This is a genomic window from Gracilibacillus timonensis (genome assembly GCF_900086715.1).
GTDB lineage: Bacteria > Bacillota > Bacilli > Bacillales > Amphibacillaceae > Gracilibacillus > Gracilibacillus timonensis.
On record NZ_FLKH01000010.1, the window covers coordinates 492,129 to 517,688 of the forward strand.

A 25,560-nucleotide genomic window follows, 5' to 3' on the forward strand; every position below is an offset into this window, starting at 1 on the left:
TCCACTATATAAAAAGGGTTTCCATTCATGTTTCCTTTAAGTGCGTGTTCAAACTTCGCCAGCGGATTATTCCATTGTCGGACTTCTTGAACATCCTCTTTAGATACACTTAAGCACGTAATCCTTACACTAACTGTGTACCATTCATCCGAAAATTTCAAATTAAAAGATCGATTTTATTATGCTACCATTTGCAGTTTTTTTGATTGGAGGTTCTCCTATATTGTCTATCTTATTATTGGCGATATTTATTCCTTTTATTACAGCCGTTCTATTACCTTTTCTCTCGCGTTATGTAAGACGCATTCATACAGGCTGGTTTGCTATTATTGCACCTATTTGCTTGTTTATCTTTTTTATTCTACTCGTTCCTGATATTGCCAATGGTGCTATACTAGAAGCCACTCTTACATGGATTCCTAGTTATGGGATTAATATAACGGCATATATAGATGGGTTAAGCTTGACCTTTGCCCTGTTGATATCGGGAGTTGGAGCATTAGTTATTCTGTACTCTATCTATTATTTATCTCCGAAAGAGTCACTAGGGCATTTCTATACGTATCTCATGCTTTTTATGGGAGCGATGCTTGGTGTCGTTGTATCTGATAATATTCTTGGCCTCTATGTTTTTTGGGAATTAACCAGTATCTCCTCCTTCCTGCTGATTGCCTTCTGGTATCAACGTAAACGCTCAAGAGATGGAGCAAGGAAGTCACTGCTGATTACCGTGACCGGTGGTATTTCCATGTTAGTAGGGTTCTTAATGCTTGGTTTTATCGCAGAAACCTGGCGCATTCGTGAAATGATCGATATGGCTCCTATATTGAATGAGCAACCTTTATTTATCCCGGCCATGCTCCTTATTCTCTTAGGAGCCTTTACCAAATCCGCTCAATTTCCCTTTCATATTTGGCTCCCGGATGCGATGGAAGCACCAACACCTGTCAGTGCCTATCTCCATTCCGCGACAATGGTCAAGGCAGGAATTTACTTAGTAGCTCGTTTTACGCCACTATTTGGAGGTGAAGCAATTTGGTTTTGGATGGTTACCTCAGTAGGGCTGTTCACACTATTCTGGGGTTCGTTCAATGCCGTTAGACAGACCGATCTCAAGGCATTACTTGCTTATTCAACCATCAGTCAGCTCGGGATGATTATGAGCATGTTTGGAATCGGCTCAGCTGCTCTCTATTTGGGTTTTGGAACAGAGTCTGTTGTTTATACCAGTGCTTCTTTTGCTGCTCTGTTTCATTTAGTCAACCATTCCACCTTCAAAGGAGCCTTGTTTATGATGGTGGGCATTGTGGACCACAGTGTTGGCACACGTGATATTCGTCGATTAGGTGGGCTGATGCCCCTCATGCCCATTACCTTTACGATTGCCCTAATCGGAAGCTTATCGATGGCTGGACTGCCACCGTTTAACGGCTTCTTAAGTAAAGAGATGTTTTTCACTGCTGTGTTAGATATTCAGGACGCTTCTTTCTTTTCTTTAGACACATGGGGGATTTGGCTGCCGATTATCGCCTGGATCGCTAGTATATTTACGTTTATTTATTCAGCGATTTTGATTACGAAGACATTCTGTGGGCCATATCGAGAAGAACGATTGGAAAACCCTGCCCACGAACCAAAAATGGGTATGCTTCTTTCGCCACTTCTATTGGTAAGCCTTGTGATTGCAATCTTCTTCTTCCCTAACGTGCTGGGAGAATATTTATTAACCCCTGCTATGCACGGGCTTTTTCCTAATTTAGCCATTCAGGGAGAGCCACTAGGGGAGGAAATTTCGGCTTGGCATGGATTTGGAACAGAGCTCTGGATGACAATCGGTGTGATCGTGTTGGGGCTGCTACTATTTTCCACTAAAAAACATTGGGCTGGTATATACAACTTACTACCCAAACATCTATCCTTGAGTGTGCTGTATGGAAAACTTTTAGAACAGGCGGAAAACACCTCGACTTCGCTAACCAATTTGTATATGACTCGATATTTACGTGATTATTTGCTATACATTTTCTTATTTTTTGTGTTGGCGATTGGGGGAACGATGATCTATACAGGGGCTTATAGCTTTACTTTGCCTGCCAACGCCCCTATTTCGACTTTTGAATGGATTGTCTCCTTGGCAATGATGGCCGCTGCTGTGTCGATTTTGTTTGCTAAATCACGCTTAACCGCTATCGCTTTAAACAGCACGCTCGGTTTCGGTGTTGTCATCCTGTTCGTTCTGTTTCGCGCACCTGATTTGGCATTGACGCAAACGGTAGTAGAAACCATCACTACAGTCTTGTTTTTAGTAGCTTACTTCTTTTTGCCCGAATGGGAGAAAGAGAACAATAAACGGCGTACAAACATAGCTCACCTGATCATTTCTATCGGTGTCGGCGCCGTATTTACTGTGGTTGCCTTAGCCGTTCAAGGAAATGCTTCATTTGCTTCGATATCTACCTACTTCGAGGATGCTTATGAGCTCGCTGGTGCCAACAATATTGTCAATGCCATCCTAGGAGACTTTCGAGCCTTAGATACGATGCTGGAAATCATTGTATTACTTATCGCAGGCATTGGTGTATACGTATTTATTCAATTAAAACAAAAGAAGGAGAGTGAGGATAATGACTAGATACCGCATTAATAATGTTATTTTGCGTACTGTTACCAAGCTGGTCACCTTTATTATCCTTACCTTGTCAGTTTATTTATTCTTAGCCGGACACCATAATCCTGGTGGAGGATTTGTTGGAGGACTCGTGCTGGCCTCCGCCTTTGTCCTCATGTTTATTTCATTTGATATCGAAACCATTCGCAAAGCGATCCCCGTTGATTTTAAACTGGTAGCAGCCTTTGGTGCTCTGCTTTCGGTTGGGACAGGGTTTGGTTCCTTATTATTTGGCAAAAACTTTCTTAGTCAAACCTTTGGTTATTTTCAACTCCCTTTTTTCGGAGAAACGGAACTTTCAACAGTGATGCTGTTTGAAGCAGGCGTTGCCCTCGTCGTAGTCGGTGTTGTTGTTACGATTATATTAAACATTAGTAAGGATGAACAATCATGGAAACATTAGTAACCATCCTCGCAGGCGTCTTAGTCACCGTCGCCACCTATTTATTATTATCGAAAAGTTTGATACGGGTTATTATCGGTACTGCTATGCTTACCCATGCAGCGCACTTACTGATTATTTCTGTATCAGGGTTAAAAAATGGCAGTATTCCTATACTTGGTGAAGGAGAAGGAAGCCCTGTAGATGCTCTGCCGCAAGCACTGATTCTAACCTCGATCGTGATTGGCTTTGCCGTCACAGCAGTCGCACTCGTATTAGCTTATCGAACTTATCAAGAGAATGGAACGGACAAACTAGATGAGTTACGGGGGGACCCTAATGAATAATTTAATTGCAATGCCAATGATGCTCCCCATCTTGGCAGCGATCATCTTTCTATTTGTACGTCGATATATTCGCCTGCAACGTGGAATTAGCTTGCTAATCATGGCAGCAAATATCGGCATCAGCCTGTACTTATTACAACAAATTCAAGATCAAGGTATTCTGCGGCTTGATTTTGGCGGCTGGGAACCTCCCTTTGGTATTTTATTTGTTGCTGATTCCTTTTCTATGATATTGGTGTTAACAGCCAGTATCGTTACAGTGGTCTGTCTTATTTATGCCTTTTCTTCAATAGAGCCAGCGTTTGAACGCATGTTTTTCTATTCCTTTATCCAATTACTTACAGCTGGAATTAATGGGTCTTTTTTAACTGGCGATTTATTTAATTTATTTGTCTGTTTTGAAATTATGCTGTTAGCCTCCTATGTATTGATAGCCTTTGGTGGTAGAAAAGGACAATTAAGGGAGTCGATGAAATATGTGATCATTAACGTGATTTCCTCTTGGATTTTCTTAATAGCGATTGGTTATCTCTATGGAAGCATGGGGACACTCAACTTTGCACATCTATCAGAGCGTATAGCAGAGCAGGGACAAACACCTATTATTACGGTGATTGCCACAGTATTTCTTACGGTGTTTGCCCTTAAGGCTGGATTATTTCTTTATTTCTGGTTACCCGGCTCTTATGCCATCCCGTCTCCTGCTATCGCTGCCTTATTCGGGGCATTGTTAACAAAAGTCGGTATCTACGCCATGTTCCGTACGTTTACATTATTATTTTATCATGAGCCAGCGATCACCCATACTATCATCGGCGTATTAGCTGCTCTTACATTGATCGGTGGCAGCGTTGGGGCAATTGCTTATAAGGACATCCGCCTTATTGCTTCCTATAACGTGGTCATTGCGGTTGGATTTATTCTCGTCGGTTTATCTATCTCAACTCAAGTGGCAATCGAGGGAGCATTGTACTATTTGGTACACGATATGCTGGTCAAGGCTTTATTATTTCTTTTAGCTGGGATGATGATTGCCGTTACCAAAGAAACCAAGATCGATCAAATGAGTGGCTTGATCAGAAACTACCCCGTGATGGGCTGGATGTTCTTCATTGTTACTCTGTCTCTTGCCGGAATCCCCCCGTTAAGTGGTTTTATCGGGAAAGTATTAATTGGCGAAGGGACATTACAAGCAGAATCTTACATTTTACTAGCTCTAGCCTTCCTTTCCAGTATTTTCGTCTTGTATTCACTAATGCGAGTGTTCCTCACCAGTTTTTGGGGAGAAACCATGATCAGTACCGACGAAGAAATACCCATGAAAAAAGGGTGGCTGATTCCTTGTGCAATCCTGACGGTTGGTACGATTGCCCTTGGATTAGGCAGTGAGAGTATATCGCTATATATTCAGGATGCCGCAGAAGTGTTAACAGAACCGCAACGGTACATCGACGCTATTTTAACGGACAAGTAAAGGATGTGAATAACCTATGCCTGCTCAATTTCTAATCAATATGTTTATCGCCTTATTATGGACTTTAATTAGCGATGAAGAAGAATTACGTTTTACTACCTTCGTTGCAGGGTACCTAGTAGGGATTGTGATTGTCTTTTTAATGCATCGCTTTTTTGGCCAACGTTTTTATTTAGCAAAATTCTTTGCTCTTGTGAAGCTGCTTCTCATTTATAGTCGTGAATTAATACTGTCAACAAAACTGGTAGTTGGTCATATTTTACGCCCGAAAATTAATATCAAACCTGGACTGTTCAAATACGAAACAGACTTAAGAGGAGACTGGGAAATAACGGCCTTGGCCCTGCTCCTGATGCTGACACCAGGTTCTGTAGTAGTAGAGGTAACCCATGAGGGGGATGGTTTTTATATTCATGCCATGGACGTGGAACAATCAAAAGAAATGTTGATTCGCTCGCTAAAAAACTTTGAAAAAGCGATTCTGGAGGTGACAAGATAATGATCGAATGGATGCTTACTGCTGCTCTTACCATCTATGGATTGGCTATTGCTATCAGTACAGTCCGCATTATTATCGGCCCCAGCCTGCCTGATCGGATTGTGGCCTTGGATATGATTGGTGTGATGCTTGTCTCTTGTATTGCGATTGTGTCCGTTATGTACGGAACAACCGCCTTCCTTGAGGTCATTCTGATATTGGCTATTCTGGCATTTATTAGTACGATTGCCTTCTCCAAATATATTGAGAGGGGGACGATCATTGACTATCGGAGGAACGATTGAGTTTATTGCTGCCTTTCTTGTTTTAGCTGGTGCGATCATGGCTCTGATTAGTGCTATTGGGATTATTCGTTTTCCGGACGTTTACACCAGATCCCATGCTGGAACCAAAAGTTCTACTTTAGCAGTATTACTCACATTGCTTGGAGCATTTATTCATATTGCAGCGGAACAAGGTTTCTATAGTGTGAGACTGTTACTAGGAATCGTCTTTGTTTTCTTAACCGCTCCTGTCGCAGGTCATGTTATTATTCGTGCAGCTTATCGTGCCCAAGTAAAGATGTCGGATACAACGGTAGAAGATGAGTTAAAACAAGAGGTAGAACGAATGAAGAAGAATGCCGAAGCGGATCGGAATGAACGAGGAGAGATTATAAATGAGGAACAAAAAGAAGAAAAAGAACAACAACAATAGCGAAGGACCCATCAGCGTAACATTGACGGGTCCTTCCAGCTAAATTAGTTAAACAGTCCCTTAATCGAATCCAATAATCCCTCAAAGAAATTCTTTACTTCTTGCCAGAATCCTTCTGTATCAGTTCCTGTCACTTCATCCAGCTTGCCTTTTATGTCACCAATAATACCTTCTAGTTGTTCGCTAACCTTTCCGAAATCAATATCCAGATTACGCATTTTTTCAAAAAGATTGGTCAACATCTCGCGGTCTTCCGGACTCAATTCGATATTTAGTTGTTCCAACTGTTCACTTACGATTCGCTCCACATCTTCTTTTGTCGCTGGGTTTTGTTCCGCTATTTGCTGCTTAATCTCACTTAATAGCTGGGTGACCTTTTCTTGGTCGATGCCCGACTCTTCTGACAAATCGGTTGCCACATCTAATTCTTCATTGGCCACTTCCATGCGCTCTTCATCTAATGCTTCCCCTTCCACATTAAATGCCTTATAGATACCTGTAAGTGCGGAATGACCTGTCACCCTAAGCGGTGAAGCTACCTCGACAAGGGCATTCTCCACTCCAGCGGTTAATAAAGCATTGGCATACATTTCATTGGTCACCTGAGTGATATTATCTGGTGTGACGATATTAACCACTACTCCATGCCCTTCATTTTTCCGAGTAATCAGGGCAGAGGAATACATATTAGAGCTTGGATCTCCACCAATAAAGTTCACTAAGTCTTGCGCTGTTACGATATATTCATCCACTTGTTCTGGATCAGTTGCATTTAAGGTTGTTCTGACCTTGTCCTTATCCTGATCTGATAAAGCTTCACCAAGAACCAGCTTTGGTTTACCATTTTTCTCATCAATTACATCCCCATTGTTTCCTGTACTTGCTAACACAGCTGGGGAGAAGACTAGTCCAATAAACATTATGGCAATAAGCATCCATGTTATTTTCTTCATTGTTTTTCTCCTTTTCGTCATGATACTTACAGATACATTATGCTTGATTTTATGTTCAAAGGAAAGGATTATTCGTTATTTTCTTTCGTTTTTCCACATATTTATTTTGAAAAGAAGCGGTATGATTACATAATATATAAGTTGAACTTATATAGGCTACATATTATTTTACCTTTTAGCGTCGATAGACTTGACTAAAGAACAAATGTTTGGTATTATGTTATTAGAATTTCACCTTAGTAACTTACCCCATTACATGAAAAGGAGTGCTCCCATGCTTTCTACCTCGCAAACGACTTCTTATCATTTACTCTCAACCACTAATCAAATGATAACTGAAGACCTTGACAATTATGAAGAAAGGCAATATTATCAATCGCTCTATCAGATGGGTGAACATGAATTAATGGACCTAAAGGTTGATTACGCCTTCAAACAACTTTTTGGCAGCGAGAAAAATAAAGAAATCACTCGCAGTTTTTTGAATGGTTTTTTGTTGAAATCAGGTAAAGGCCCGATTCAAAGTCTAACATTTAAAAACGTAGAAATTTCCCGAGAATATGAAAATGATAAAGCAGCACGCCTCGATTTATTGATTGAAACCGCAAATAATGAGAAGATTAATGTAGAAATACAGTTTGCTAATCAGTATAATATGGTTAAACGTACGTTATATTATTGGGCTCGAATCTACGAACAACCTCTAACGAAAGCGCAGGAATATGATGTATTGCAACCAGTCCTCACCATTAACATTATGAATTTCAACTTATTTGAAGATGTACCTGATTATCATACTGTATATCAGCTACTCGAACGTCGCATGCACATACCATTAACCGATTTAATCGAATGTCATTTTGTTGAAATGCCGAAATTAATCAAAGCTTGGGAAGAAAAAGCACTGGACCCGAAAGAAGATCCCCTAACACGGTGGCTGTTATTGCTTGGGTCCGTAGATAAGCGGCGTAATAAATTTCATGAAGATATCTTTCAAGAATTGGAGGAATTGGCAATGAATGATCAAACATTACAAGACGCCATGGACAACTGGAATGAGTTAAGCCAGACGGAGGAGCAAAGGTTAAGGTATGAAGCCAGACTCAAGAACCTCCTCGATGAACAATCGCGTCAACGCAGCATGGAGCGAAAAGCCGAACAGATCCGCCAAAGAGAAGAGCAGATTAAACAAAGAGAAAAGAAGGTCGTGCAAAGAGAAGATAGGATTGAACAAAGAGAAGATAAGATCGTACAAAAAGAAGATAGGATCGAACAAAGAGAAGATAAGATTGTACAAAGAGAAGACCGGCTTAAACAAAAGCAAGAAGCATTAAAACAGAAGCAAGAATTGATAGATCAGAAACAAGAGACGGTAACTGACCAAAGAAACAAACTGGAGCAACAAACACAAAAAGCTACTGTCTCTGAAATTGCCCGCCAATTGCTTCGACAAGGTCTAGAAATCGGCCTCATTTCCGAAAGCACAGGGTTATCTATTACCGAGATTAGCATGCTCCAACAAGAACTAGATAATGAGCGAAACAAAAACTAGCCCTTCAACCATCCATCAACTGGCAAGGGCTAGTACACACAATGGATCTATTATTTTTTCACAATGGCATCCATTTCCACGCCCACACCTTTTGGCAGCTGGCTTACTTCTACAGTCGCACGAGCTGGGTATGGTTCTTGCAGAAATTTGGCATACGCCTCATTAATAGTTGCAAAATCCGCCATATTGGTGATATAAATCGTGAACTTCACCACTTGTGAGAAAGAAGCTCCCGCCTCGGTTAAGATGGCTTCTAAGTTTTTCATCACTTGATCGGTTTGAGTCGCAATATCACCCTCCACTACTTCCATCGTTTCGGGATCGAGCGGAATCTGTCCAGAAACAAATAACAAATCTCCCGCGTCTATTGCCTGTGAATAAGGACCAATTGCTTGCGGTGCCCTATCTGTATGAATTGCCTTTACCATATCTATCGCATCCTCTCTTAAAAAGTACTCCATAAAATTTTAACATACTTTTGATTTCTAGTAGAATAATAATAACACTACTTTTTACAAAGGATGATAGATATGGAACAAACTTTTCCGTTACGCACCAAACATCATGATGAGATGATTGATATCACAGCAGAAGTGCAACGTTATGTACGTGAGCAAGAGATCAATGATGGGATAGTGATTGTCTCTTCCCTTCACACCACTGCTGGAATCACCGTTAATGAAAATGCCGATCCCGATGTCAAAACCGATTTTCTCAGACGATTGCGTGAAGTCTATCCATGGGAGCATCCAGAAGATTTACACATGGAAGGCAATACAGCAGCCCATTTAAAAGTAAGCACAGTGGGACATAACCAAACCATCATCATAACTGATGGACAGTTATTGCTAGGCACTTGGCAAGGAATCTACTTTTGTGAATTTGATGGACCACGCCAGCGTAAGTTTCATCTTAACGTTATCGAAGGGTAAAACTTAAAAGCTGTCCTAGCCTCATTGTGGCTAGGACAGCTTCTCACCAAATTTTAAAAAGGAAAATATTCTTTTGCGTTATAATACGAAATATCCCTGACAATCTTGGCCAATGTCTCCTCATCATTCGGATATTCACCATTTTCCACCCATTCACCGACCAAATTACACATAATCCGGCGGAAATATTCATGGCGTGTATACGATAAAAAGCTTCTGGAATCAGTCAGCATTCCAACAAACTGACTAAACACACCAATATCAGCCAACGTCTCCATTTGGTTTATCATCCCTAATCTAGTGTCGTTAAACCACCAAGCAGTACCTAGCTGTATTTTCCCTGGTATTCCGCCGCCTTGGAAACTACCAATAATCGTAGCAATCGTCACATTATCCCGAGGGTTTAAGGAATATAGAATGGTTTTTGGTAACGAATCAGACCGTTCTAGTGAATCTAGTAATCTTACTAACGACTGAGCCAATAACTGATCATTCATCGAATCGAAGCCTGTATCCGGACCAATCTTTTCAAACATACGCTGGTTATTATTCCGGTGAGCATTCATATGATATTGCATTACCCAGCCTTTTTCATGGTATGCTTTGCCTAAAAAGGTGAGCAAATACGACTTATATTGTTTTTCCTCTTGCTCGGAAACTTTTTCACCATTCCATGCTTTAGCAAAAATAACCGCTACTTCCTCTTCTGTTGCCTCTTCGTATACGACGGTATTTAAGGCATGGTCCGAGACACGTCCGCCGTGTTCATGGAAGAAATCAATCCGTTGTTGCAACGCCTGGAGCAAGTCAGTGAATTGTGTAATCGATAAGTTTGCTGCTGCTTCCAGCTCTTTCACCCAATCTTGGAATCCATCCTGGTTGATCTCTAAACCTTTATCCGGACGATAACTTGGTAATACCTTGACTTGGAACGACGGATCATCGGCAATCTTCTGGTGATACGCTAAAGAATCCGTGGGGTCATCGGTTGTACAAACTACTTCTACCCCTGAATTCACGATAAAATCGCGGACATTCCAGTCTCCGCTGGTTAGTTGTTCATTCACCTTCTTCCAAATACTCGGCGCCGTGCTTTCATTTAAAGACTCCTCCACGCCAAAGTAACGCTTCAACTCCAAGTGGGTCCAATGATAAAGTGGGTTACCTATTAATTGTGGCACCGTCCTAGCCCAAGCTAGAAATTTATCATAATCCGAAGCGTCACCCGTCACATATTTTTCTTCCACACCATTGGCACGCATCGCCCGCCATTTATAATGATCGCCATATAACCAAACCTGAGTGATATTCTCAAATTGGGTATTTTCATATATTTCTTGCGGACTCAAATGACAATGATAGTCAATAATCGGTAAATCTTTTGCGTATTGATGATATAGGTGCTCTGCGGTTGCGTTGTGCAATACAAAATTTTCGTCCATAAATGCCTTCATTGTATCCCTGCTTTCTATAAAAATTATATATTTAACAAATCAAGATGTCGTCCAATGTGACGAACTAATCCTTGACGATAGGCATCTTCATTTTTCATTAACGTCGTAAAAAATTCTTCGCGAAACAGATCCTCTCCTGAGTGGTCTTTGGCTGTTAACAGGATGCCATATGTCACATGAAACAACTGTCTGGCGGCATCGTGATCCATATAGGCAGACAGATCTTGATCTGACGTACTATCTAAATCTGCGATGCTGCTTAAGTCTGGTGTGACATGGTAGTATTGCAATGTTTCTTCAAAATGGTCTTCTGCATAACGGTGCATACGACGGTATAACTCAGGATTCAACTGTGCAATGACTCTTACCGCCTCTAACCAGTTCGTTCCTGCCGTCTTGATATGCAACAAGCCTTCGGTATACTTGCCAATGATCGGGAACGCGCTGAATTTGTCGCTGCCAGAATGAATACTCAACTTGTAACCGAAATGTTTCGCAATCGCTGCATGCTCTTGCAATTCTTTCTCAAACTGCTCTAAATCTCCAATATAATCGATACCTTTTTGGAATTCTCCACAAAATCTTGGTGCCAGACTTTGCACGGTGACCCCTCGTCTACGTAATTCTTCGGCGACAAAAAAGTGAGCTTCTGGTGACGTAACAGTTTCTGTCTCATCAATCGAAATCTCAAAGTCAATCGTCTGATCTGCCGTAGCTATGTATTGATGAAATACATGCTCCATAAAATCAATGGCTGCACCGTATACTAACATATTCTTATACAAACGATCTTCATCAAAGGAAATGTCTATCCCTTGTACCGCAAACGATTTATTTAAATAGTGGCTGGTAAAATACTCTTTGCGATCAACGGGCAGATTGGCAAATTCCTTATGAATATCTTCTAAAACCATGTCTTCCACGTCATTACGGATTTGTTCGGAACAATCCAAGGTAAGGAAAGAGAACCCTAATTCCAAAGCATAGGTAATATCCTCTTCTTTTTTAATATGGTCGGCATCAGCTCCATATCCGTTTTTATAGCCCTCTTGAAACACAGCAAATGTCGCTGCATCTAAAATGTCTGCCATTGTACGGTGTAATAAGGTTAATTCTCGAATACTCTGCTGGGCCAAAATCGGTTTCACCTGATGTCCTTGTACCGTCTCGATATGACCAGGCGAAGCTACTCCTAAACGGTCACCTAACCCCATCGTAGCAACCTCCGTACCAAATGCCTGTGGTTTAGTATAAGTGAAAAATTGATTTAATACCTGTGCATTTTCATGGGTTAACGGGCATACCTTCCCCTCTCCAACAGAGTCTCCTTGCAATGCCTTCAATAAATCACCACTCCCAGCAGCCACCAAATACTTCTCAATGTCTTTTTTTACCATAACGACTGAGGTGTTCCCTACCTTTTCCAGTGATCGTTCGTATACTTGCACTTCTTCCGTAGTAGCTGGGCGTTTGCCTGCTGTTAATAACTCAACAATAGATTGAAAGTTTTCCATCTTACTCCCCTTTCTTGTTACCGTTTTCAATTACGTTGTACTTTTTTATAACAACGTTGTTATTTTTATGATATACTATTTATCAATAGAACTCAACCATAAAATGATAACGGAAATGAAAGCTAAAGGTGATGTATGATGAATGTAACAATCAAAGATATTGCCAAACAGGCGAATGTGAGTTATTCCACAGTATCCAAGGCGTTGAATGACAGTCCGCTGGTAAAGGAAATAACCAAACAAAAAATTTTGCGCACTGCTGAACAAATGGGATATAAACCAAATCTGGCTGCCAAACAATTGGTGCGCAAAAAAACAGATGTGGTAGGATTAATCTGGCCAACGATTGAACGAATCGTCCTTGCTACATTAGTAACCAATATTAGTCAGGCATTTGCAGCTACTCGCTACTCGATGATCCTTTCCGTCGATCCACTTGAAGTGGCCAAAGAAACCTTTAAAAAATTTCAAGTGGATGGAATGATCTTATTTGCAGAATCGGAGCATACCATCCCTGAGGATGACATTCCGCTTGTCGCCTATGGCGTGGAAAAGAAAAACAGTGTCAGCTATCCTGTCATTGATGCTAATCACGAACAAGCTATGCAAGAAGCTGTTCATTACTTGTACCAATTAGGGCATCGTGATATTGCCTATATCGGACATGTCAAAACCAGTGATACCTTACAGTTAGAAAAGACAGCTGGTTATCGCAAAGCTATGACATCCATGCAACTTCAACCGACCTGCATAGATACCCAAGGATTGGATTGGGTAAACGGTTATACAGCCGTTAATCGTTTTGAAAAATGGAAAAAACCCCCTACTGCTATTATAGGAGGTAGTTATGATATCAGTGGTGGTATTTTACGTGCCCTGCAGGAAAAAGATATGCAGGTTCCCGAAAAAGTTTCCTTAATTAGTTATGATAATATCCCGCAGATGGAAACGATGGAGGTGCCTATGACTTGCATTGGTGTACCTGTCGACGTATTAGCAGAAGAAATCGTCGAGGCGATCATTCAACGAATAGAGTCTGATCAGCCTATTAAAACCCCTGTACTCCACCCTGAATTAGTGGAACGTAACAGTACAGCTGCTGTCAGATAAAGCGAGACTTCGTACAGTTAGGCGGTTTTTGCCTTCTGTACGATAGCAAGACTTATCAGGAGGTTTAGAGACTGTTGGTTTCCCGCATAGCTACGTCCCTACCTCTCAACACATCGGGAAACTTACTGTCTCTTAACGCTGTGATAAAGCGAGACTTCTATAAATGAGAGCTGTCTTTATCCCTCCATTTATGGTTACGATTTGTTATCCCCCGCTTCTTGCGGGATGTTACGAATCCGCTCACGATCAAAGGTGTTTAATGGAGCTGACTCCATACAGCTTGATAGACCATTTTTAATGGAATTTGATTTATTTCTGCCAATTTGCGGCAATCTTCATATTCCGGAGATTCCTTTAATAATTCCCCATTATACAGTCCCTGCTTTACCCGAACCACTCCCCATTTGGTCTCTACCTGTCTTGTCTCTCTTTCCATACGATAAACACTTAGCGGATAATAACGAATACCCAGAGTGGTTGTCTCTTTCAGTAGGATTTCTTTCATTGTCTCTAGTAATTCCTTATCGCAAAGCAGTTGTAATTGTACAGCTGGTCGATTTTTTTTCATATAAATCGGTGTGTAATACACGTCATTTGCTCCAGACGCAAACAGCCTGTCCATTACATAACCAAGCCACTCTCCAGGCGTGTCATCTAAATTCACTTCTACTTTTACCATATTCCTATCGGTATGCTCATGGTTTGGTGGATGCATGTTGATCACCTCGTTGTTTTTCTAACTAATGGCACAGCAAAGAATCACTTTTTATACACTAGCTTTCCATCGCTAATTCACGTAAATTTGGCATTAGTATTATCTTGCCAGTCAGCTCCAAATAAAATTGCTGTAACTCCTTATTCAAGGCTTCTCATCCTTCTGTCATTTCCCCAATCAACACCCGCAACACATTCGGATGATCCTTAAATGTCTTCGTACCTGCTCCGTAACCAATCTTGTCTACTTTCATAACAGGTGTCTCAGCAAATTCATCGACCAAGGCCTGGACAATTGCCGCGCCGGTTGGTGTCGTTAGTTCACCCTTAACCGAAGATTCCGCTAACGGCACCCCTTTCAACACCTCTAATGTGGCTGGCGCAGGCACTGGATAAATACCATGATCAATATGAATGCTCCCAGAACCAACTGGTATCGAAGAAAACACTATCTTTTCTATTTCAAGGGCGTCAATAATAATCGCTGTACCGACAATATCGATAATCGAATCGATCGCACCCACTTCATGGAAATGGACTGTATCTAAGCTCACGCCATGAATTTTTGCCTCTGCCTCACCAATCAGGCGAAACATTTCCAACGATAAGGCTTTGACGTTATCATTTAGTTCACTTTCCTTTATCAATTTAACAATGTCTTTGTATGTACGATGATGGTGGCCGTGATGATGATGTGTATGGCTGTGTCCATCTGCATGAGTATGTGAGTGATGATCGTGTTCATGATCGTGCGCATGCGAGTGCTGTTCCGTATGATCGTGTGCATGCGAGTGATCATGATAATGCACCTCAAACTTCTTACTGCTGATCCCATTCTTGACTACGGTTTCCAGCGTCAATTGGTACTCTCCATCTAAGGAAAGGGCCTGTAATTGCTCTTCCAGCCACTCCAACGACCAGCCAGTATCTAATAGGGCAGCAATCGTCATGTCCCCACTGATACCAGAAAAGCAATCAAAATATATAATCTTTTTCATGTTTCCACCTCGTTTATTCACTTTGTTATTTCCAGGTTACCCCCGTATATTTTTGAAAAGCCTTCATACTCTTCTGAATCGATTCGATCTCATCCAGACTGGTATGATCTTGCTCCAACAAAATATAATCAAGGTTTGGCGCTGTATTAGCCGTATCAATAATAGCTTGAATGGGAAGCACACCTGTCCCGATCTCGGTAAAACATTGCGGATCCACCGTTTCATCGAATAGGCCAAAGTTAATTTCCTGATTAGGATCTATCACCCCATCATACATATTGAGCGGTTGTGAAGCACGTTCAGGGAAATCTTTTTGATGTAAAAGCACCAAACGATCCTTATACTTCTGAATGAGCTCCAATGGATCTTGTCCTGCCCTAGCAATCCAGTAGGTATCCATTTCCGCAAAAACCAGTTCCGGATTGGTATTTTCCATAATGATATCATAGACGGTCTGATCACCAAACTGTTGAAATTCTTGATAATGATTATGGTAATAATAACGCATACCTCGTTGCTTACACATCTCGCCAACCTTATTGAACAATTCACAGCGGCGGAGCACATAATCCTTATCCTGATAAGGGAAGAACTCAATATCACAGCCGATCTGTGTATTTCCTAATTCCTGATGGTAATCCAATACCGCCGGCAGCCTGTCTAAGTCCAGCGGGTTCACATGACAGCCGACGATTTCTAAACCAAACTGATCCAGCGCCTGCCTCATTTCCTTTGCCGTTAAATTAAAACCGACCCCATCATCCGTTTGGGCATTATGATTCGCAGCCTCGATATACTTATAGCCTGCCTTCGCAATGTCTTCTAACGTTTGTAATGGGGATTCTTGCAGCGACTGACGCACAGAGAATAATTGAACGCCTACTTTTAATGACATTGTAATCGCTTCCTTTCGTGATCCGATTTAATCTTATCATACTACATTTTCTGACGGTGTTACAAAAATAGAGACTATGATAATGGCAGAAAGATCCTGACCATGCAATAGTTGCGTACTACCAATTTCTTAAATATGGTGACTTTAGTCTACAAGCGTTCTTTTTGAACAACAATATTCTTTATTTTTTAAAGCCAAATATTCGAGTCAATGGTCTAATACATGAAATAAATAATGAGGAGAGGAGCTGCAAAATTCAAAACGATGAGAGTGATGAAGAAAATACGATTGTCGATATCTTGAAATTGAAATTCCATATGGGCTAGCTGATTTAACAACTTATACATTGGAAGAAGCGCAGTCGATGGTTGATTATCCCCTTCACCATCCCACCTATGTACCAAAAGGTTATGAGTTGATACGAGAAGAGATCTATACAGAGGAAGCACACTTTGACGAAGATCCTACCGTATTTTTGGATTATTTACAAACAGATGGAGAAATGGGATTTTATACACGTACAGAGAAGACCGATCCAAAGAAAGAAGATGAACTAACATGGTATGAACATATAGATATCTATGTGCTTCATGGCTACACATTCACTCATGGATATGATGACCAAGAAATGGACACCGGAAATGTACAAGGAATGAAAGTAGTTATTCCAGAACTAGAGTACGAAGTGATCATTCATGCTGGTATCTTAACGAAGGAAGAAATGGAAAAGATATTATTGTCTATGGTGGAATAATACGATGCAAAAAAAGGATAGAAGCCCTGCATGTCCAGCCTCTATCCTTTTTTATTTATATATCTCTAGCTAACCGTCAACGCCACGACTGATTTAGCTGGCAGTACAAGCGAGAGTTTATTTTCCTTTAACTCCACCTGCTCAAACATCTTCGGCTTCACCTTATCCGGCTGATCAAAGGTATTATGAGCATCTATTTCATCTGCCGTAATAATTCGACCTGACACATCTGACAACATTTCTCCGCGTAAATCAAGTACGATATCTGCTGGCTCACGCTTATCCAAGTTACAAAGGGTGATTGTAATAGTCCCATCCTCTGCCTTAGAAGCAGACGCTGACAATTGCGGTATGTTCTGATCCCCTAACGAAATAGAATCAGACTCCAAATGGAGATCTAAACGCTCGGCATCCTGATGCGCCTTATACATTTCAAAGACATGATACGTCGGTGTCAAGAGCAATTTCTCTTTATCCGTTAAAATTACGGACTGAATTACATTGATCGTTTGGGCAATATTCGTCATTTGCACACGATCGCTATGCTGATTAAAAATATTCAAGTGCACCCCTGCTACCAGCGCATCGCGAATCGTATTCTGCTGATAAAGGAATCCAGGATTAGTGCCAGGCTCGACATCATACCAAGCTCCCCACTCATCAATAATCATGGCAATTCGCTGTTCCGGATCATATTTATCCATAATCGTACTATGCTTTTCAATCAATTCTTCCATAAATAAGGTCTTCTGCATCGTAATATCCCAAGCAGCTTCATCAAAACCTGTCGCCGGTCCTTTGCCCCAGAACCCACCAGGATGAACATAATAGTGTAAGCTAAGACCATCCATCATATGGGACGCCTCACGCATCAATACTTCGGTCCAGTAGTAATCGTCTACATTAGCTCCTCCGGCTATCCGGAAGATACGATTGTCTCCATAATTTCTAACATACGTTTGAAACTGGCGGTATAAATCGGCGTAATACTCTGGACGCATATTTCCGCCACAACCCCAATTCTCATTACCAACACCAAAATATTTTACCTGCCATGCATCATCTCTGCCATTTTCCCGGCGAAGATTGGCCATTGGTGAGTCACCATCAAAGGTTAAATATTCGACCCACTCCGACATCTCCTGTACAGTGCCACTACCAACATTTCCATTGATGTAGGGCTCGGCACCAAGCATATCACACAACATCATAAACTCATGGGTACCGAAATGATTATTTTCCGTGACACCACCCCAATGCGTGTTCACCATCTTTTTTCTATTCTCGCGAGGGCCGATACCATCTTTCCAATGATATTCGTCGGCAAAACAGCCCCCTGGCCAGCGTAGAACAGGAATATGCAATTGACGCAGTGCCTCTACCACATCATTCCGAATCCCGTTTGTATTCGGAATATCCGAATCTTCACCTACCCAGAACCCTTCATAGATACAGCGTCCTAAGTGCTCGGCAAAATGACCATAAATATTTTTATTAATCTTTCCTTTCGCTGCGTCTGTATTAATGATAACTTTGTTAGACATATTTAGCCTCCTATGCTTCATTAAAAAATATAGGTGTTTATAAATGCATTTCTGAATTTTCCTTTTGGATCATACGCTTGCAATAATTGTCTAAATGCTGGTAACTTTTCATAAAAAGACTGCACTCGCTCTTTTGGCATCGTAAATAACTTACCCCAGTGCGGTCGTGCCTGAAAAGGTTTCAACACTGCTTCGATTTGTGGAAGAACTCGCTGTACGTCTTCCCATTTGTCTTTCCAAGTCAGATGAATCCCCATTACATCTTGTTGATAACTCGGGCTTAACCATAGATCATCCTTAGCCACAGTCCGAAACTCATTCGTATGTAGCAAAGGGGCAATCTCATGCCGCATGGTACGAAGCGCTTGTATGGCTTCTAACGCATATTCTCGCGGAATCAAATATTCCGACTGTAGCTCACTCCCACTGCTCGGCATAAAATCAAGACGAAAATGTGGAAGCCGATCAAACCAAGGTCCTGGCACCCCCATTTGCTCGGTGCAATTAACAGCATTTACCCCCATAATTGGATGAGAATTCTTTTTTGCAGAGGAAGCGCCATATAAATCTGTACGTACATCTGAAGATTCGTCTTCGCTGCATATTTGTTTAAGCCACACCTGGTTGATCTCATCCTCTTGCCAAGTAGTAAACAAACTCACACTGTAAGCGCTTGAAAATATATCATCAACATGCTGCTCTAATTCAGAAAAAGACAAATGCTCAAATACATACTGACTGACTTGATAACTTGGGACAATATCCAGTGTCAATTCCGTAACTACGCCAAGAGCTCCAAGGCTGACAACAACACCATTCCATTCCTCTTTATGCTTATCTCTGAAGAAGTTCACCAATTCACCATCCGCCGTAATCACACTCATCGCCTTCACACTACTAGACAAACACTGATTCCGATCACCTGATCCATGCGTAGCCGTTGCACACGCTCCGACTACAGAAATATGCGGCAGTGAAGCCATATTAGATAAGGCAAACCCCTGATCCTGCAAAAAGGCGCTTAACTCGCCATATCTGACTCCACCTTCTATCGTGACCGTTTGTTGTTGTCTATCCAAGGAAAGTATGCGGTTGAATCGAACCAATGAAATAATGGCGTCTTCAGAATCGGCAATCTCATTAAAGGAATGACGCGATCCGACTACTCTAACTTTATTTGCTTGACGAACAATTGCTTGTATTTCTTCTATACTAGCAGGCTCATGCCATTGCCTTGCTTGATAGATAAGGTTTCCTGCCCAGTTCTTCTGTTTTTCCAAGGTTTGAACTCCTCCTACTCATAAATTTGACTAGCTAATTATTATCATGCCTTTTATTAAGGAGGAATTCAATCATTAATTATAAGGCAGATGGAGAAATATATAAGTATTTCTCCATCTAAGTACATAGATTCTATTTTTTCTGCAAGCGTACCATGTTCCAAGAGCATTTCGGGAAAATAGATACGAGGTTGCCATTGTCCATTTTGGATTCTCCATTAGCATGCGGCTTCACATTTTCTTGCCCAGCGATATTGATTGCCTTGACATCTTCGTTTTCCAATACGACATGCTCTACTACCTCATATCCTTCAAAGGAACGAGCATCGATATTTACTTCAAGAGGAAGGCTTAGATGCCGGTTGGTCGCAAATACAACCACTTCTTCTTTCTCTTCGTTGTGCACTACTGCTGTGTCTAGGTAAGGTACGTCCGTAAAATCTTTACTATCATACTTTGGAGAACTTACCAGCGGTTGAAGCGCAACGCCACGGCCATATACCGACGTATAATAGTATGGATAAAAGATAGTTTGCTTCCATACTGCGCCACCATTTTCCGTCATGATTGGAGCAATTACGTTTACTAATTGCGCCATACAAGCAACCTTGACACGATCTGAATGACGAAGCATAGTGTTCAACATACTACCAACTAGAAGGGCATCCTCAAAGGTGTATACATCTTCCAGTTGAGGTGGTGCAACTGTCCATGGCTCAATTTCTTTATCTTGTTCATTCGAGTGAAACCAAACATTCCATTCGTCAAAACTTAAGTGCATTTTCTTCTTACTACGTTTTTTTGCCTTGATATAATCACAAGTCGCAACAACCGTTTCAATAAAGTTTTCCATATCCATTGATTTCGCTAAATAATTAGCGGTGTCTCCACTACGGTTACCATAATACTGGTGCAATGAAATATAATCCGCTACTTCATAAGTATGTTCCAATGTTTCTGCTTCCCAGCTTGGGAACGTTGGCATATCTGAATTTGAACTACCACATGTCACCAATTCAATCTCTGGATCCACTAATCGCATGGCTTTCGCCGTTTCATAAGCCAAACGTCCATATTCATGAGCCGTTTTCTGTCCGACTTGCCAAGGACCATCCATTTCATTTCCTAGACACCATGTCTTAATTTGGTGTGGCTGCTCATAACCATGCGATTTTCGCAGATCACTCCAATAAGTTCCACCTGGATGATTACAATACTCTAATAAATTACGGGCAGCGTCTATCCCTCTTGTCCCCAAGTTGACAGCCATCATCACATCCGAATTTGCTGCTTTTGCCCAATCCACAAACTCATTAGTTCCCATTTGATTGGTCTCCGTTACACGCCAAGCCAATTCCAAACGACTTGGACGCTCTTCTCTAGGTCCTACTCCATCTTCCCAGTTATAAGCAGATACCATATTTCCACCTGGATATCGAACAATCGGCACTTGTAATTCTTTAACTAAATCTAGTACATCCTGACGAAATCCGTTTTCATCAGCGCTAGGATGTTCTGGTTCATAGATACCACCATAAACCGCCCTGCCTAAGTGTTCAATAAAGGAGCCATAGATTCGTTTGTCAATCTCTGATATTTGAGATTCCTTATCCACTACTATTTTTGCTTTTACGGTTTCTTTTACCATTTGATGCACCCTTTCATTTACTTATACATACATCACATAAAAAATTCATTAATTTGTCCGTATAAGTTTAGTGTTTGAATTCATTATATCGAATGAAATAATGTTTTTCAATATATTATTGTTTATTTTAATTTAATTTAATATACATATTCATTAACCAAAATCGATAAATATAATTTTTTGAAAATAATATATAGTTATTCTGTCATCTTAAAATAGATCTTGCAGAACAGATTGATAAATAGTTTTATCCCACTCAATTCTACATGGTCCCTTTTTCATATTTATAGATGTTAGTCACCATCTATTTTGAATGTTCATTCATTTTACAATTCATGGAGGGAATTGCTTTATTCAATCATGCATTGGAAAACCCTTATATCATAAACAATTTTTAATTGACTATTGCCTTATGCACTTTTAAGTTCTTTGTTTGTTAATTTAATAGCTTTATTTTTTGATATATAAATAACAAAGGCTATCATATATATTAAGAAACCAAGAACATCCATCGACAAAAGTTGAATAGCTGACCAAATGCCAATCCAAGACATTAGCTTATATTGAATTTCATTATCTTTTAATTTGACCGCTATTATAAAATTTACCAATGCTCCAATTAACACGAATAATCCAAAAAGAAAGATAATACTGGAAATATTATTAACCATTTGAGATCCCGCAATCATCGTATTCGAATCTGAATTTAATAAAACTTTTTCCCCTTCTCTATTAAACCAAGAATTGTAACTAAAGATAGTTAACAAAGCTGTTACCAGATTCCAAATAGATCCTGCAATTAATAGTTTACGCTCTATACCTCTTTTCATAGAATTCACCTCGTTTCTTTTTACCCTTTTATTCCTGAGTTTAAATTAATCGCTGAAACGAAATACTTCTGTGCAAAAAAGAATAACAGTAAAGTTGGAATAATTGCTAAAATAGCTGAACCCATTAATTGTCCTATCATACGATAGTTTCCATATACATCTTGCAGAAGCAACAAACCAGCTGTTACTGGCATTTTTTCAACATCTGTATATACAATGACAGGCCATAAAAAGTCATTCCAAGACCCTACAAAAGAGAATAAACCACAGACAATTAATACTGGTTTAATTAAAGGTAATATGATTTTAGAAAATATTTTAAAGTCACTTGCCCCATCAACCCTTGCTGACTCATCTAACTCCATGGGAATTCCTTTCATAAACTGCCGTACCAGAAAAATATTTCCCATCCCAGCGAGCCCAGGAACGATCATAGCCCACGGAGTATTCACCCAGCCTAATACATCAATTATTCTATAAGAAGGGATCAAATTCACAACATTAGGAAAGAAAGAAATTCCTAATAACGTAAAGAATAATAAATCTCGCCCTTTAAATTTCATCCGTGAATAGCCATAACCTGTTATTGATATTACAACAACTACTAAAAGTGTATGCATAACAGCAATAAAAACAGAATTCCATAACCACTGTAAAATTGGAGCTGTAGATGTATTTTCTAGTATATTGACATAATTTTCGATAATCCAATTAACAGGTAACAATCTAAACCCCTCGTTCACTACATCTGTTTGTGAACGAAATGATGTACTGATACCAAACAATACCGGAATGGTCCAAATAGCACTTACCAAAATTAAGAATATATAGGCTATATATTTAGAAAAGTGGATCTTTTTTTTCATCATTTCACCCCTACCATTATATTTCCATTTATTTTATATTACGTAGTTGCATTTCGATTCATAATATAATATTGGATGGCTGAGATAACTAGAATAACTAAACCAAGCATGACCGCCATTGCTGATGCTAGCCCTGCTATAGACTCACCATGACTAAATGCTAAATCACGAATATACATCATTAGGACGGTTGTACTTTGGCGAGGACCTCCATCTGTCATCATTAATGGTTGAGCGAACACATTAAATGCTCCAGCTGTCGTCATAACCATTGTATAGATTAAAGGAAATTTAATCGATGGTAATGTAATACTCCAAAATTTCCTTACTGGACCAGCACCATCTATCTCAGCTGATTCATATAAATCTTGTGATACTCCATTAATTCCAGCTCGATAAATGATCATGTTCCCTCCGATTCCTGCCCAAACGGTTATGATAATGATGATTATCCAAGCGTATGGTTGATTTGCAGACCACACAACTTCGGACCCTAATAAATTATTAGCAACACCTAATTGCTTATTAAAAATTAACGACCAGATTAAAGCTGCGGCTGAAATGGAAACAAGTCCAGGTATATAAACTAACGTTTGAAATAAGCTTGCAAATTTTAATTCTTTATGCTCTAAAGCCACTGCAATCGCCAAAGGAATGATAATAAGTAATGGCACGCTCAGCGCTACAAATATTAGTGTGTTTTTCATCCCATTAAAAAACTGACTATAAAAAGTAGAATCACTATCCGCCAAAATAGTTCTATAATTATCTAATCCAATCCATTGGGGATCACTTACTAAATTCCAACTTGTAAAAGAAGCATAGATACCAAATACAGATGGTATCAAAATAAACACCAGAAATAATATAATATGTGGTCCGACGAAATAAATAGGAGTTAAATTACCTCTGTCTTTCATTTAGCTGACCTCCTCTTTTAAAAGGTAATATACTAAGTAACAAGATATTAATACATTACCTTTTATATTTATTCTTCTTCCTCTTCTTCAGCGTTTTCAATATCTAACGAACCTTCCGCCACTTTATCCTCTACAAAACTTTGCATTTCTGAAAGACCTTCATCAATATTCATTTCACCGTGCACCAAATCTGCTACATAGGAATCCATTGCTTCTTGTATATATGGATAATGTTCATATGTGTAAATATAAAGCGACTCTTCTTCCTCTGGGGTAGAAGTAAAGAAAGCTTGCATAAATTCATCATATTCTGGTTCTTCTATCACATCTGTACTCGCTACAATCTGACCAGCTTCTGCCCATTCTATAGAGTTTTCACGAATATACTCTAGAAAACTTGCAATTCCAGATTCTTTCTCATCTGTTCTTTCTTCATTTGTTAACATAGAAAATAAATGCGCTGATGCTCTATTATGGAAAGAATTTGGCTCAAATGCATAAATGTTGGTAACACCAAAATTCAAATTTTCTACTTGAGCATGTCCTGTAGAACTCCATGTACCATCTGTTGAGAACAGAACATTTCCTGATTGAAACATCAAATACCCATCCTCACCATATGGCGTCATCAATCCAGCATCGTTAAGCTCTTTCACCGCTTCTATAGATTGTTTCATTACATCTGTATTCACTGCTGGTTCGCCATTTTCCTGAATGTCTCCACCCAAGTTTTGAATTTGCGCTAATAAAACCCAACTTAATAAAGCATCGTTTAATACATAGTCACCTTCATCTAGTTCACCTTGTAAAGAAAGCATTTCATCAAATGTAACAACATTATCATCTAACCAATGCTCAACACCATACTTTGCTAATAAATCTTCGTTATAATACATGGCACTCCCATGAATATCTAGTGGAACAGTGTATTGTGTATCGTCAACAACCCCTGCTGTCCAAGCCTCTTCAAGATAATTCTCTGCCGTTAATCCAGATTCTTGCTCCATTACGTTTGTCATCGGTTCTAATAAATCTTGATTCACAAAACTTGGTACACGATCAGCATGAATAATAGATAGATCAGGAATACCACTTCCAGAGTTTAAAACCGTATACATTTTGGTATACATATCAGAAGTAACAACATGTTTCACCGGAAATTCCGGATCAGTATCATTATAATCATCCACCAACTGATCCATGTATGCGCCATCATCCCCAGTTAATGGTGTCCAAAATTCAATTGTATTTTCATCCTCTCCACACGCAGTCAAAAGCAACACTAATGAAATTAATACAAAGACAATACCCTTTTTCATTTTAAATCCTCCCTTTAATCTTTCTTTTTAAATAGAAATTAACTAATGACCATATTATCAACCGCTTACATTTTCATTCTCCTTTTGTATGTGACTTCAATTAAATAAAAAATTAATTATAATACTCACTTAATCGCATTTCAAATTTGTACGTATGAGTTATTTCTGATTTCAGTATACACAATTAGAAGTCATTTTTCAATACATTTTT

25 protein-coding genes are annotated in these 25,560 nt (G+C 39.9%); 11 read left to right on the plus strand and 14 right to left on the minus strand.

What is annotated here, in order from left to right; translation table 11 throughout:
* The first annotated feature begins 223 nt into the window (after positions 1–223).
* Genes BN6556_RS06260 through BN6556_RS06290 form a run of 7 tightly spaced genes read left to right on the plus strand, consistent with a single transcriptional unit; the run spans position 224 to position 6,066 of the window.
* Positions 224–2,632 carry a Na+/H+ antiporter subunit A gene (locus tag BN6556_RS06260; protein ID WP_066188452.1) on the plus strand — a complete coding sequence of 803 codons (2,409 nt, stop codon included), beginning with the start codon at positions 224–226 and terminating at the stop codon, positions 2,630–2,632.
* Positions 2,625–3,071, plus strand: a complete 447-nt coding sequence (locus BN6556_RS06265; protein ID WP_066188453.1) for a Na(+)/H(+) antiporter subunit B — start codon at positions 2,625–2,627, stop codon at positions 3,069–3,071. The genes BN6556_RS06260 and BN6556_RS06265 overlap by 8 nt, the downstream gene beginning before the upstream one ends.
* Positions 3,059–3,397 carry a Na(+)/H(+) antiporter subunit C gene (locus tag BN6556_RS06270; protein WP_066188457.1) on the plus strand — a complete coding sequence of 113 codons (339 nt, stop codon included), beginning with the start codon at positions 3,059–3,061 and terminating at the stop codon, positions 3,395–3,397. The genes BN6556_RS06265 and BN6556_RS06270 overlap by 13 nt, the downstream gene beginning before the upstream one ends.
* Positions 3,390–4,871, plus strand: a complete 1,482-nt coding sequence (locus tag BN6556_RS06275; RefSeq protein ID WP_066188458.1) for a Na+/H+ antiporter subunit D — start codon at positions 3,390–3,392, stop codon at positions 4,869–4,871. Before BN6556_RS06270 ends, BN6556_RS06275 begins: the two co-directional genes overlap by 8 nt.
* Before the next feature lie 16 nt (positions 4,872–4,887).
* Positions 4,888–5,370 carry a Na+/H+ antiporter subunit E gene (locus BN6556_RS06280; RefSeq protein WP_066188460.1) on the plus strand — a complete coding sequence of 161 codons (483 nt, stop codon included), beginning with the start codon at positions 4,888–4,890 and terminating at the stop codon, positions 5,368–5,370.
* Complete coding sequence (locus BN6556_RS06285) at positions 5,370–5,654, plus strand: Na(+)/H(+) antiporter subunit F1 (RefSeq protein ID WP_066188462.1); 285 nt, start codon at positions 5,370–5,372, stop codon at positions 5,652–5,654. Before BN6556_RS06280 ends, BN6556_RS06285 begins: the two co-directional genes overlap by 1 nt.
* On the plus strand, positions 5,632–6,066 hold the full coding sequence (locus BN6556_RS06290; protein WP_078059949.1) for a Na+/H+ antiporter subunit G: 435 nt from the start codon (positions 5,632–5,634) through the stop codon (positions 6,064–6,066). The genes BN6556_RS06285 and BN6556_RS06290 overlap by 23 nt, the downstream gene beginning before the upstream one ends.
* 44 nt (positions 6,067–6,110) lie before the next feature.
* On the opposite strand, the gene BN6556_RS06295 is transcribed toward BN6556_RS06290, so the two are convergent.
* The gene (locus tag BN6556_RS06295; RefSeq protein WP_066188464.1) at positions 6,111–7,019 is read right to left on the minus strand and encodes a DUF1002 domain-containing protein; all 909 of its coding nucleotides are present in this window, start codon (positions 7,017–7,019) and stop codon (positions 6,111–6,113) included.
* A 274-nt stretch (positions 7,020–7,293) separates the two neighbouring features.
* On the opposite strand from BN6556_RS06295, the gene BN6556_RS06300 reads away from it, so the two are divergent.
* A complete protein-coding gene (locus BN6556_RS06300) occupies positions 7,294–8,571 on the plus strand; it encodes an Rpn family recombination-promoting nuclease/putative transposase (RefSeq protein WP_161485674.1) in 1,278 nt (425 codons plus the stop codon).
* A gap of 50 nt (positions 8,572–8,621) precedes the next feature.
* On the opposite strand, the gene BN6556_RS06305 is transcribed toward BN6556_RS06300, so the two are convergent.
* Complete coding sequence (locus tag BN6556_RS06305; protein WP_066188466.1) at positions 8,622–8,999, minus strand: RidA family protein; 378 nt, start codon at positions 8,997–8,999, stop codon at positions 8,622–8,624.
* Between the two features lie 102 nt (positions 9,000–9,101).
* On the opposite strand from BN6556_RS06305, the gene BN6556_RS06310 reads away from it, so the two are divergent.
* Positions 9,102–9,503 carry a secondary thiamine-phosphate synthase enzyme YjbQ gene (locus BN6556_RS06310; RefSeq protein WP_066188468.1) on the plus strand — a complete coding sequence of 134 codons (402 nt, stop codon included), beginning with the start codon at positions 9,102–9,104 and terminating at the stop codon, positions 9,501–9,503.
* A gap of 53 nt (positions 9,504–9,556) precedes the next feature.
* Here the strand turns inward: BN6556_RS06310 and uxaC are convergent, their stop codons facing one another.
* Together uxaC and BN6556_RS06320 are read right to left on the minus strand one after the other, a co-directional pair.
* Positions 9,557–10,957: a glucuronate isomerase gene (uxaC, locus tag BN6556_RS06315; RefSeq protein ID WP_066188471.1), complete on the minus strand. Its 1,401-nt coding sequence runs from the start codon at positions 10,955–10,957 to the stop codon at positions 9,557–9,559.
* Between the two features lie 23 nt (positions 10,958–10,980).
* Positions 10,981–12,471 carry a tagaturonate epimerase family protein gene (locus BN6556_RS06320; protein ID WP_066188474.1) on the minus strand — a complete coding sequence of 497 codons (1,491 nt, stop codon included), beginning with the start codon at positions 12,469–12,471 and terminating at the stop codon, positions 10,981–10,983.
* A gap of 135 nt (positions 12,472–12,606) precedes the next feature.
* Here BN6556_RS06320 and BN6556_RS06325 point away from each other — a divergent pair, with 135 nt between their 5' ends.
* On the plus strand, positions 12,607–13,581 hold the full coding sequence (locus BN6556_RS06325; protein ID WP_235817461.1) for a LacI family DNA-binding transcriptional regulator: 975 nt from the start codon (positions 12,607–12,609) through the stop codon (positions 13,579–13,581).
* Between the two features lie 256 nt (positions 13,582–13,837).
* On the opposite strand, the gene larC2 is transcribed toward BN6556_RS06325, so the two are convergent.
* From larC2 to BN6556_RS06340, 3 genes are all read right to left on the minus strand, one after another.
* Positions 13,838–14,302: a nickel pincer cofactor biosynthesis protein LarC2 gene (larC2, locus tag BN6556_RS06330; protein WP_148436695.1), complete on the minus strand. Its 465-nt coding sequence runs from the start codon at positions 14,300–14,302 to the stop codon at positions 13,838–13,840.
* A 148-nt stretch (positions 14,303–14,450) separates the two neighbouring features.
* On the minus strand, positions 14,451–15,293 hold the full coding sequence (larC, locus tag BN6556_RS06335; protein ID WP_066188480.1) for a nickel pincer cofactor biosynthesis protein LarC: 843 nt from the start codon (positions 15,291–15,293) through the stop codon (positions 14,451–14,453).
* Between the two features lie 25 nt (positions 15,294–15,318).
* Entirely contained in the window at positions 15,319–16,188 is an 870-nt protein-coding gene (locus BN6556_RS06340; protein WP_066188482.1) for a sugar phosphate isomerase/epimerase family protein, read from the minus strand.
* A gap of 364 nt (positions 16,189–16,552) precedes the next feature.
* Here BN6556_RS06340 and BN6556_RS06345 point away from each other — a divergent pair, with 364 nt between their 5' ends.
* Positions 16,553–16,942 (plus strand): DUF4367 domain-containing protein, encoded by a 390-nt coding sequence (locus BN6556_RS06345; protein ID WP_066188486.1) that lies wholly within the window; start codon positions 16,553–16,555, stop codon positions 16,940–16,942.
* Between the two features lie 65 nt (positions 16,943–17,007).
* Here BN6556_RS06345 and BN6556_RS06350 read toward each other — a convergent pair whose 3' ends face one another.
* The 7 genes from BN6556_RS06350 to BN6556_RS06380 all read right to left on the minus strand — a co-directional run bounded on the left by BN6556_RS06350 (position 17,008) and on the right by BN6556_RS06380 (position 25,349).
* Complete coding sequence (locus BN6556_RS06350; protein WP_066188487.1) at positions 17,008–18,486, minus strand: alpha-N-arabinofuranosidase; 1,479 nt, start codon at positions 18,484–18,486, stop codon at positions 17,008–17,010.
* Between the two features lie 20 nt (positions 18,487–18,506).
* Complete coding sequence (locus BN6556_RS06355; protein ID WP_066188488.1) at positions 18,507–19,766, minus strand: FAD-binding protein; 1,260 nt, start codon at positions 19,764–19,766, stop codon at positions 18,507–18,509.
* Positions 19,767–19,899: 133 nt separating this feature from the next.
* A complete protein-coding gene (gene arfA / locus BN6556_RS06360; protein ID WP_066188490.1) occupies positions 19,900–21,414 on the minus strand; it encodes an arabinosylfuranosidase ArfA in 1,515 nt (504 codons plus the stop codon).
* A 410-nt stretch (positions 21,415–21,824) separates the two neighbouring features.
* Positions 21,825–22,244: a DUF4064 domain-containing protein gene (locus tag BN6556_RS06365; RefSeq protein ID WP_066188491.1), complete on the minus strand. Its 420-nt coding sequence runs from the start codon at positions 22,242–22,244 to the stop codon at positions 21,825–21,827.
* A gap of 20 nt (positions 22,245–22,264) precedes the next feature.
* Positions 22,265–23,110 (minus strand): carbohydrate ABC transporter permease, encoded by an 846-nt coding sequence (locus tag BN6556_RS06370; protein ID WP_066188494.1) that lies wholly within the window; start codon positions 23,108–23,110, stop codon positions 22,265–22,267.
* 38 nt (positions 23,111–23,148) lie between these two features.
* Positions 23,149–24,030, minus strand: a complete 882-nt coding sequence (locus BN6556_RS06375; RefSeq protein WP_066188497.1) for a carbohydrate ABC transporter permease — start codon at positions 24,028–24,030, stop codon at positions 23,149–23,151.
* Between the two features lie 68 nt (positions 24,031–24,098).
* Entirely contained in the window at positions 24,099–25,349 is a 1,251-nt protein-coding gene (locus BN6556_RS06380) for an extracellular solute-binding protein (RefSeq protein WP_066188501.1), read from the minus strand.
* Between the last annotated feature and the right edge of the window lie 211 nt (positions 25,350–25,560).

What these genes read in the sequence shown, in the direction of transcription:
- BN6556_RS06265 (WP_066188453.1), top strand. Translation starts at nt 2,625, where the DNA reads ATGACTAGATACCGCATTAATAATGTTATTTTGCGTACTGTTACCAAG.
- BN6556_RS06270 (WP_066188457.1), top strand. Translation starts at nt 3,059, where the DNA reads ATGGAAACATTAGTAACCATCCTCGCAGGCGTCTTAGTCACCGTCGCC.
- BN6556_RS06275 (WP_066188458.1), top strand. Translation starts at nt 3,390, where the DNA reads ATGAATAATTTAATTGCAATGCCAATGATGCTCCCCATCTTGGCAGCG.
- BN6556_RS06280 (WP_066188460.1), top strand. Translation starts at nt 4,888, where the DNA reads ATGCCTGCTCAATTTCTAATCAATATGTTTATCGCCTTATTATGGACT.
- BN6556_RS06285 (WP_066188462.1), top strand. Translation starts at nt 5,370, where the DNA reads ATGATCGAATGGATGCTTACTGCTGCTCTTACCATCTATGGATTGGCT.
- BN6556_RS06295 (WP_066188464.1), bottom strand. Translation starts at nt 7,019, where the DNA reads ATGAAGAAAATAACATGGATGCTTATTGCCATAATGTTTATTGGACTA.
- BN6556_RS06300 (WP_161485674.1), top strand. Translation starts at nt 7,294, where the DNA reads ATGCTTTCTACCTCGCAAACGACTTCTTATCATTTACTCTCAACCACT.
- BN6556_RS06305 (WP_066188466.1), bottom strand. Translation starts at nt 8,999, where the DNA reads ATGGTAAAGGCAATTCATACAGATAGGGCACCGCAAGCAATTGGTCCT.
- BN6556_RS06310 (WP_066188468.1), top strand. Translation starts at nt 9,102, where the DNA reads ATGGAACAAACTTTTCCGTTACGCACCAAACATCATGATGAGATGATT.
- uxaC (WP_066188471.1), bottom strand. Translation starts at nt 10,957, where the DNA reads ATGAAGGCATTTATGGACGAAAATTTTGTATTGCACAACGCAACCGCA.
- BN6556_RS06320 (WP_066188474.1), bottom strand. Translation starts at nt 12,471, where the DNA reads ATGGAAAACTTTCAATCTATTGTTGAGTTATTAACAGCAGGCAAACGC.
- BN6556_RS06325 (WP_235817461.1), top strand. Translation starts at nt 12,607, where the DNA reads ATGATGAATGTAACAATCAAAGATATTGCCAAACAGGCGAATGTGAGT.
- larC (WP_066188480.1), bottom strand. Translation starts at nt 15,293, where the DNA reads ATGAAAAAGATTATATATTTTGATTGCTTTTCTGGTATCAGTGGGGAC.
- BN6556_RS06340 (WP_066188482.1), bottom strand. Translation starts at nt 16,188, where the DNA reads ATGTCATTAAAAGTAGGCGTTCAATTATTCTCTGTGCGTCAGTCGCTG.
- BN6556_RS06345 (WP_066188486.1), top strand. Translation starts at nt 16,553, where the DNA reads ATGGTTGATTATCCCCTTCACCATCCCACCTATGTACCAAAAGGTTAT.
- BN6556_RS06350 (WP_066188487.1), bottom strand. Translation starts at nt 18,486, where the DNA reads ATGTCTAACAAAGTTATCATTAATACAGACGCAGCGAAAGGAAAGATT.
- arfA (WP_066188490.1), bottom strand. Translation starts at nt 21,414, where the DNA reads ATGGTAAAAGAAACCGTAAAAGCAAAAATAGTAGTGGATAAGGAATCT.
- BN6556_RS06365 (WP_066188491.1), bottom strand. Translation starts at nt 22,244, where the DNA reads ATGAAAAGAGGTATAGAGCGTAAACTATTAATTGCAGGATCTATTTGG.
- BN6556_RS06370 (WP_066188494.1), bottom strand. Translation starts at nt 23,110, where the DNA reads ATGAAAAAAAAGATCCACTTTTCTAAATATATAGCCTATATATTCTTA.
- BN6556_RS06375 (WP_066188497.1), bottom strand. Translation starts at nt 24,030, where the DNA reads ATGAAAGACAGAGGTAATTTAACTCCTATTTATTTCGTCGGACCACAT.
- BN6556_RS06380 (WP_066188501.1), bottom strand. Translation starts at nt 25,349, where the DNA reads ATGAAAAAGGGTATTGTCTTTGTATTAATTTCATTAGTGTTGCTTTTG.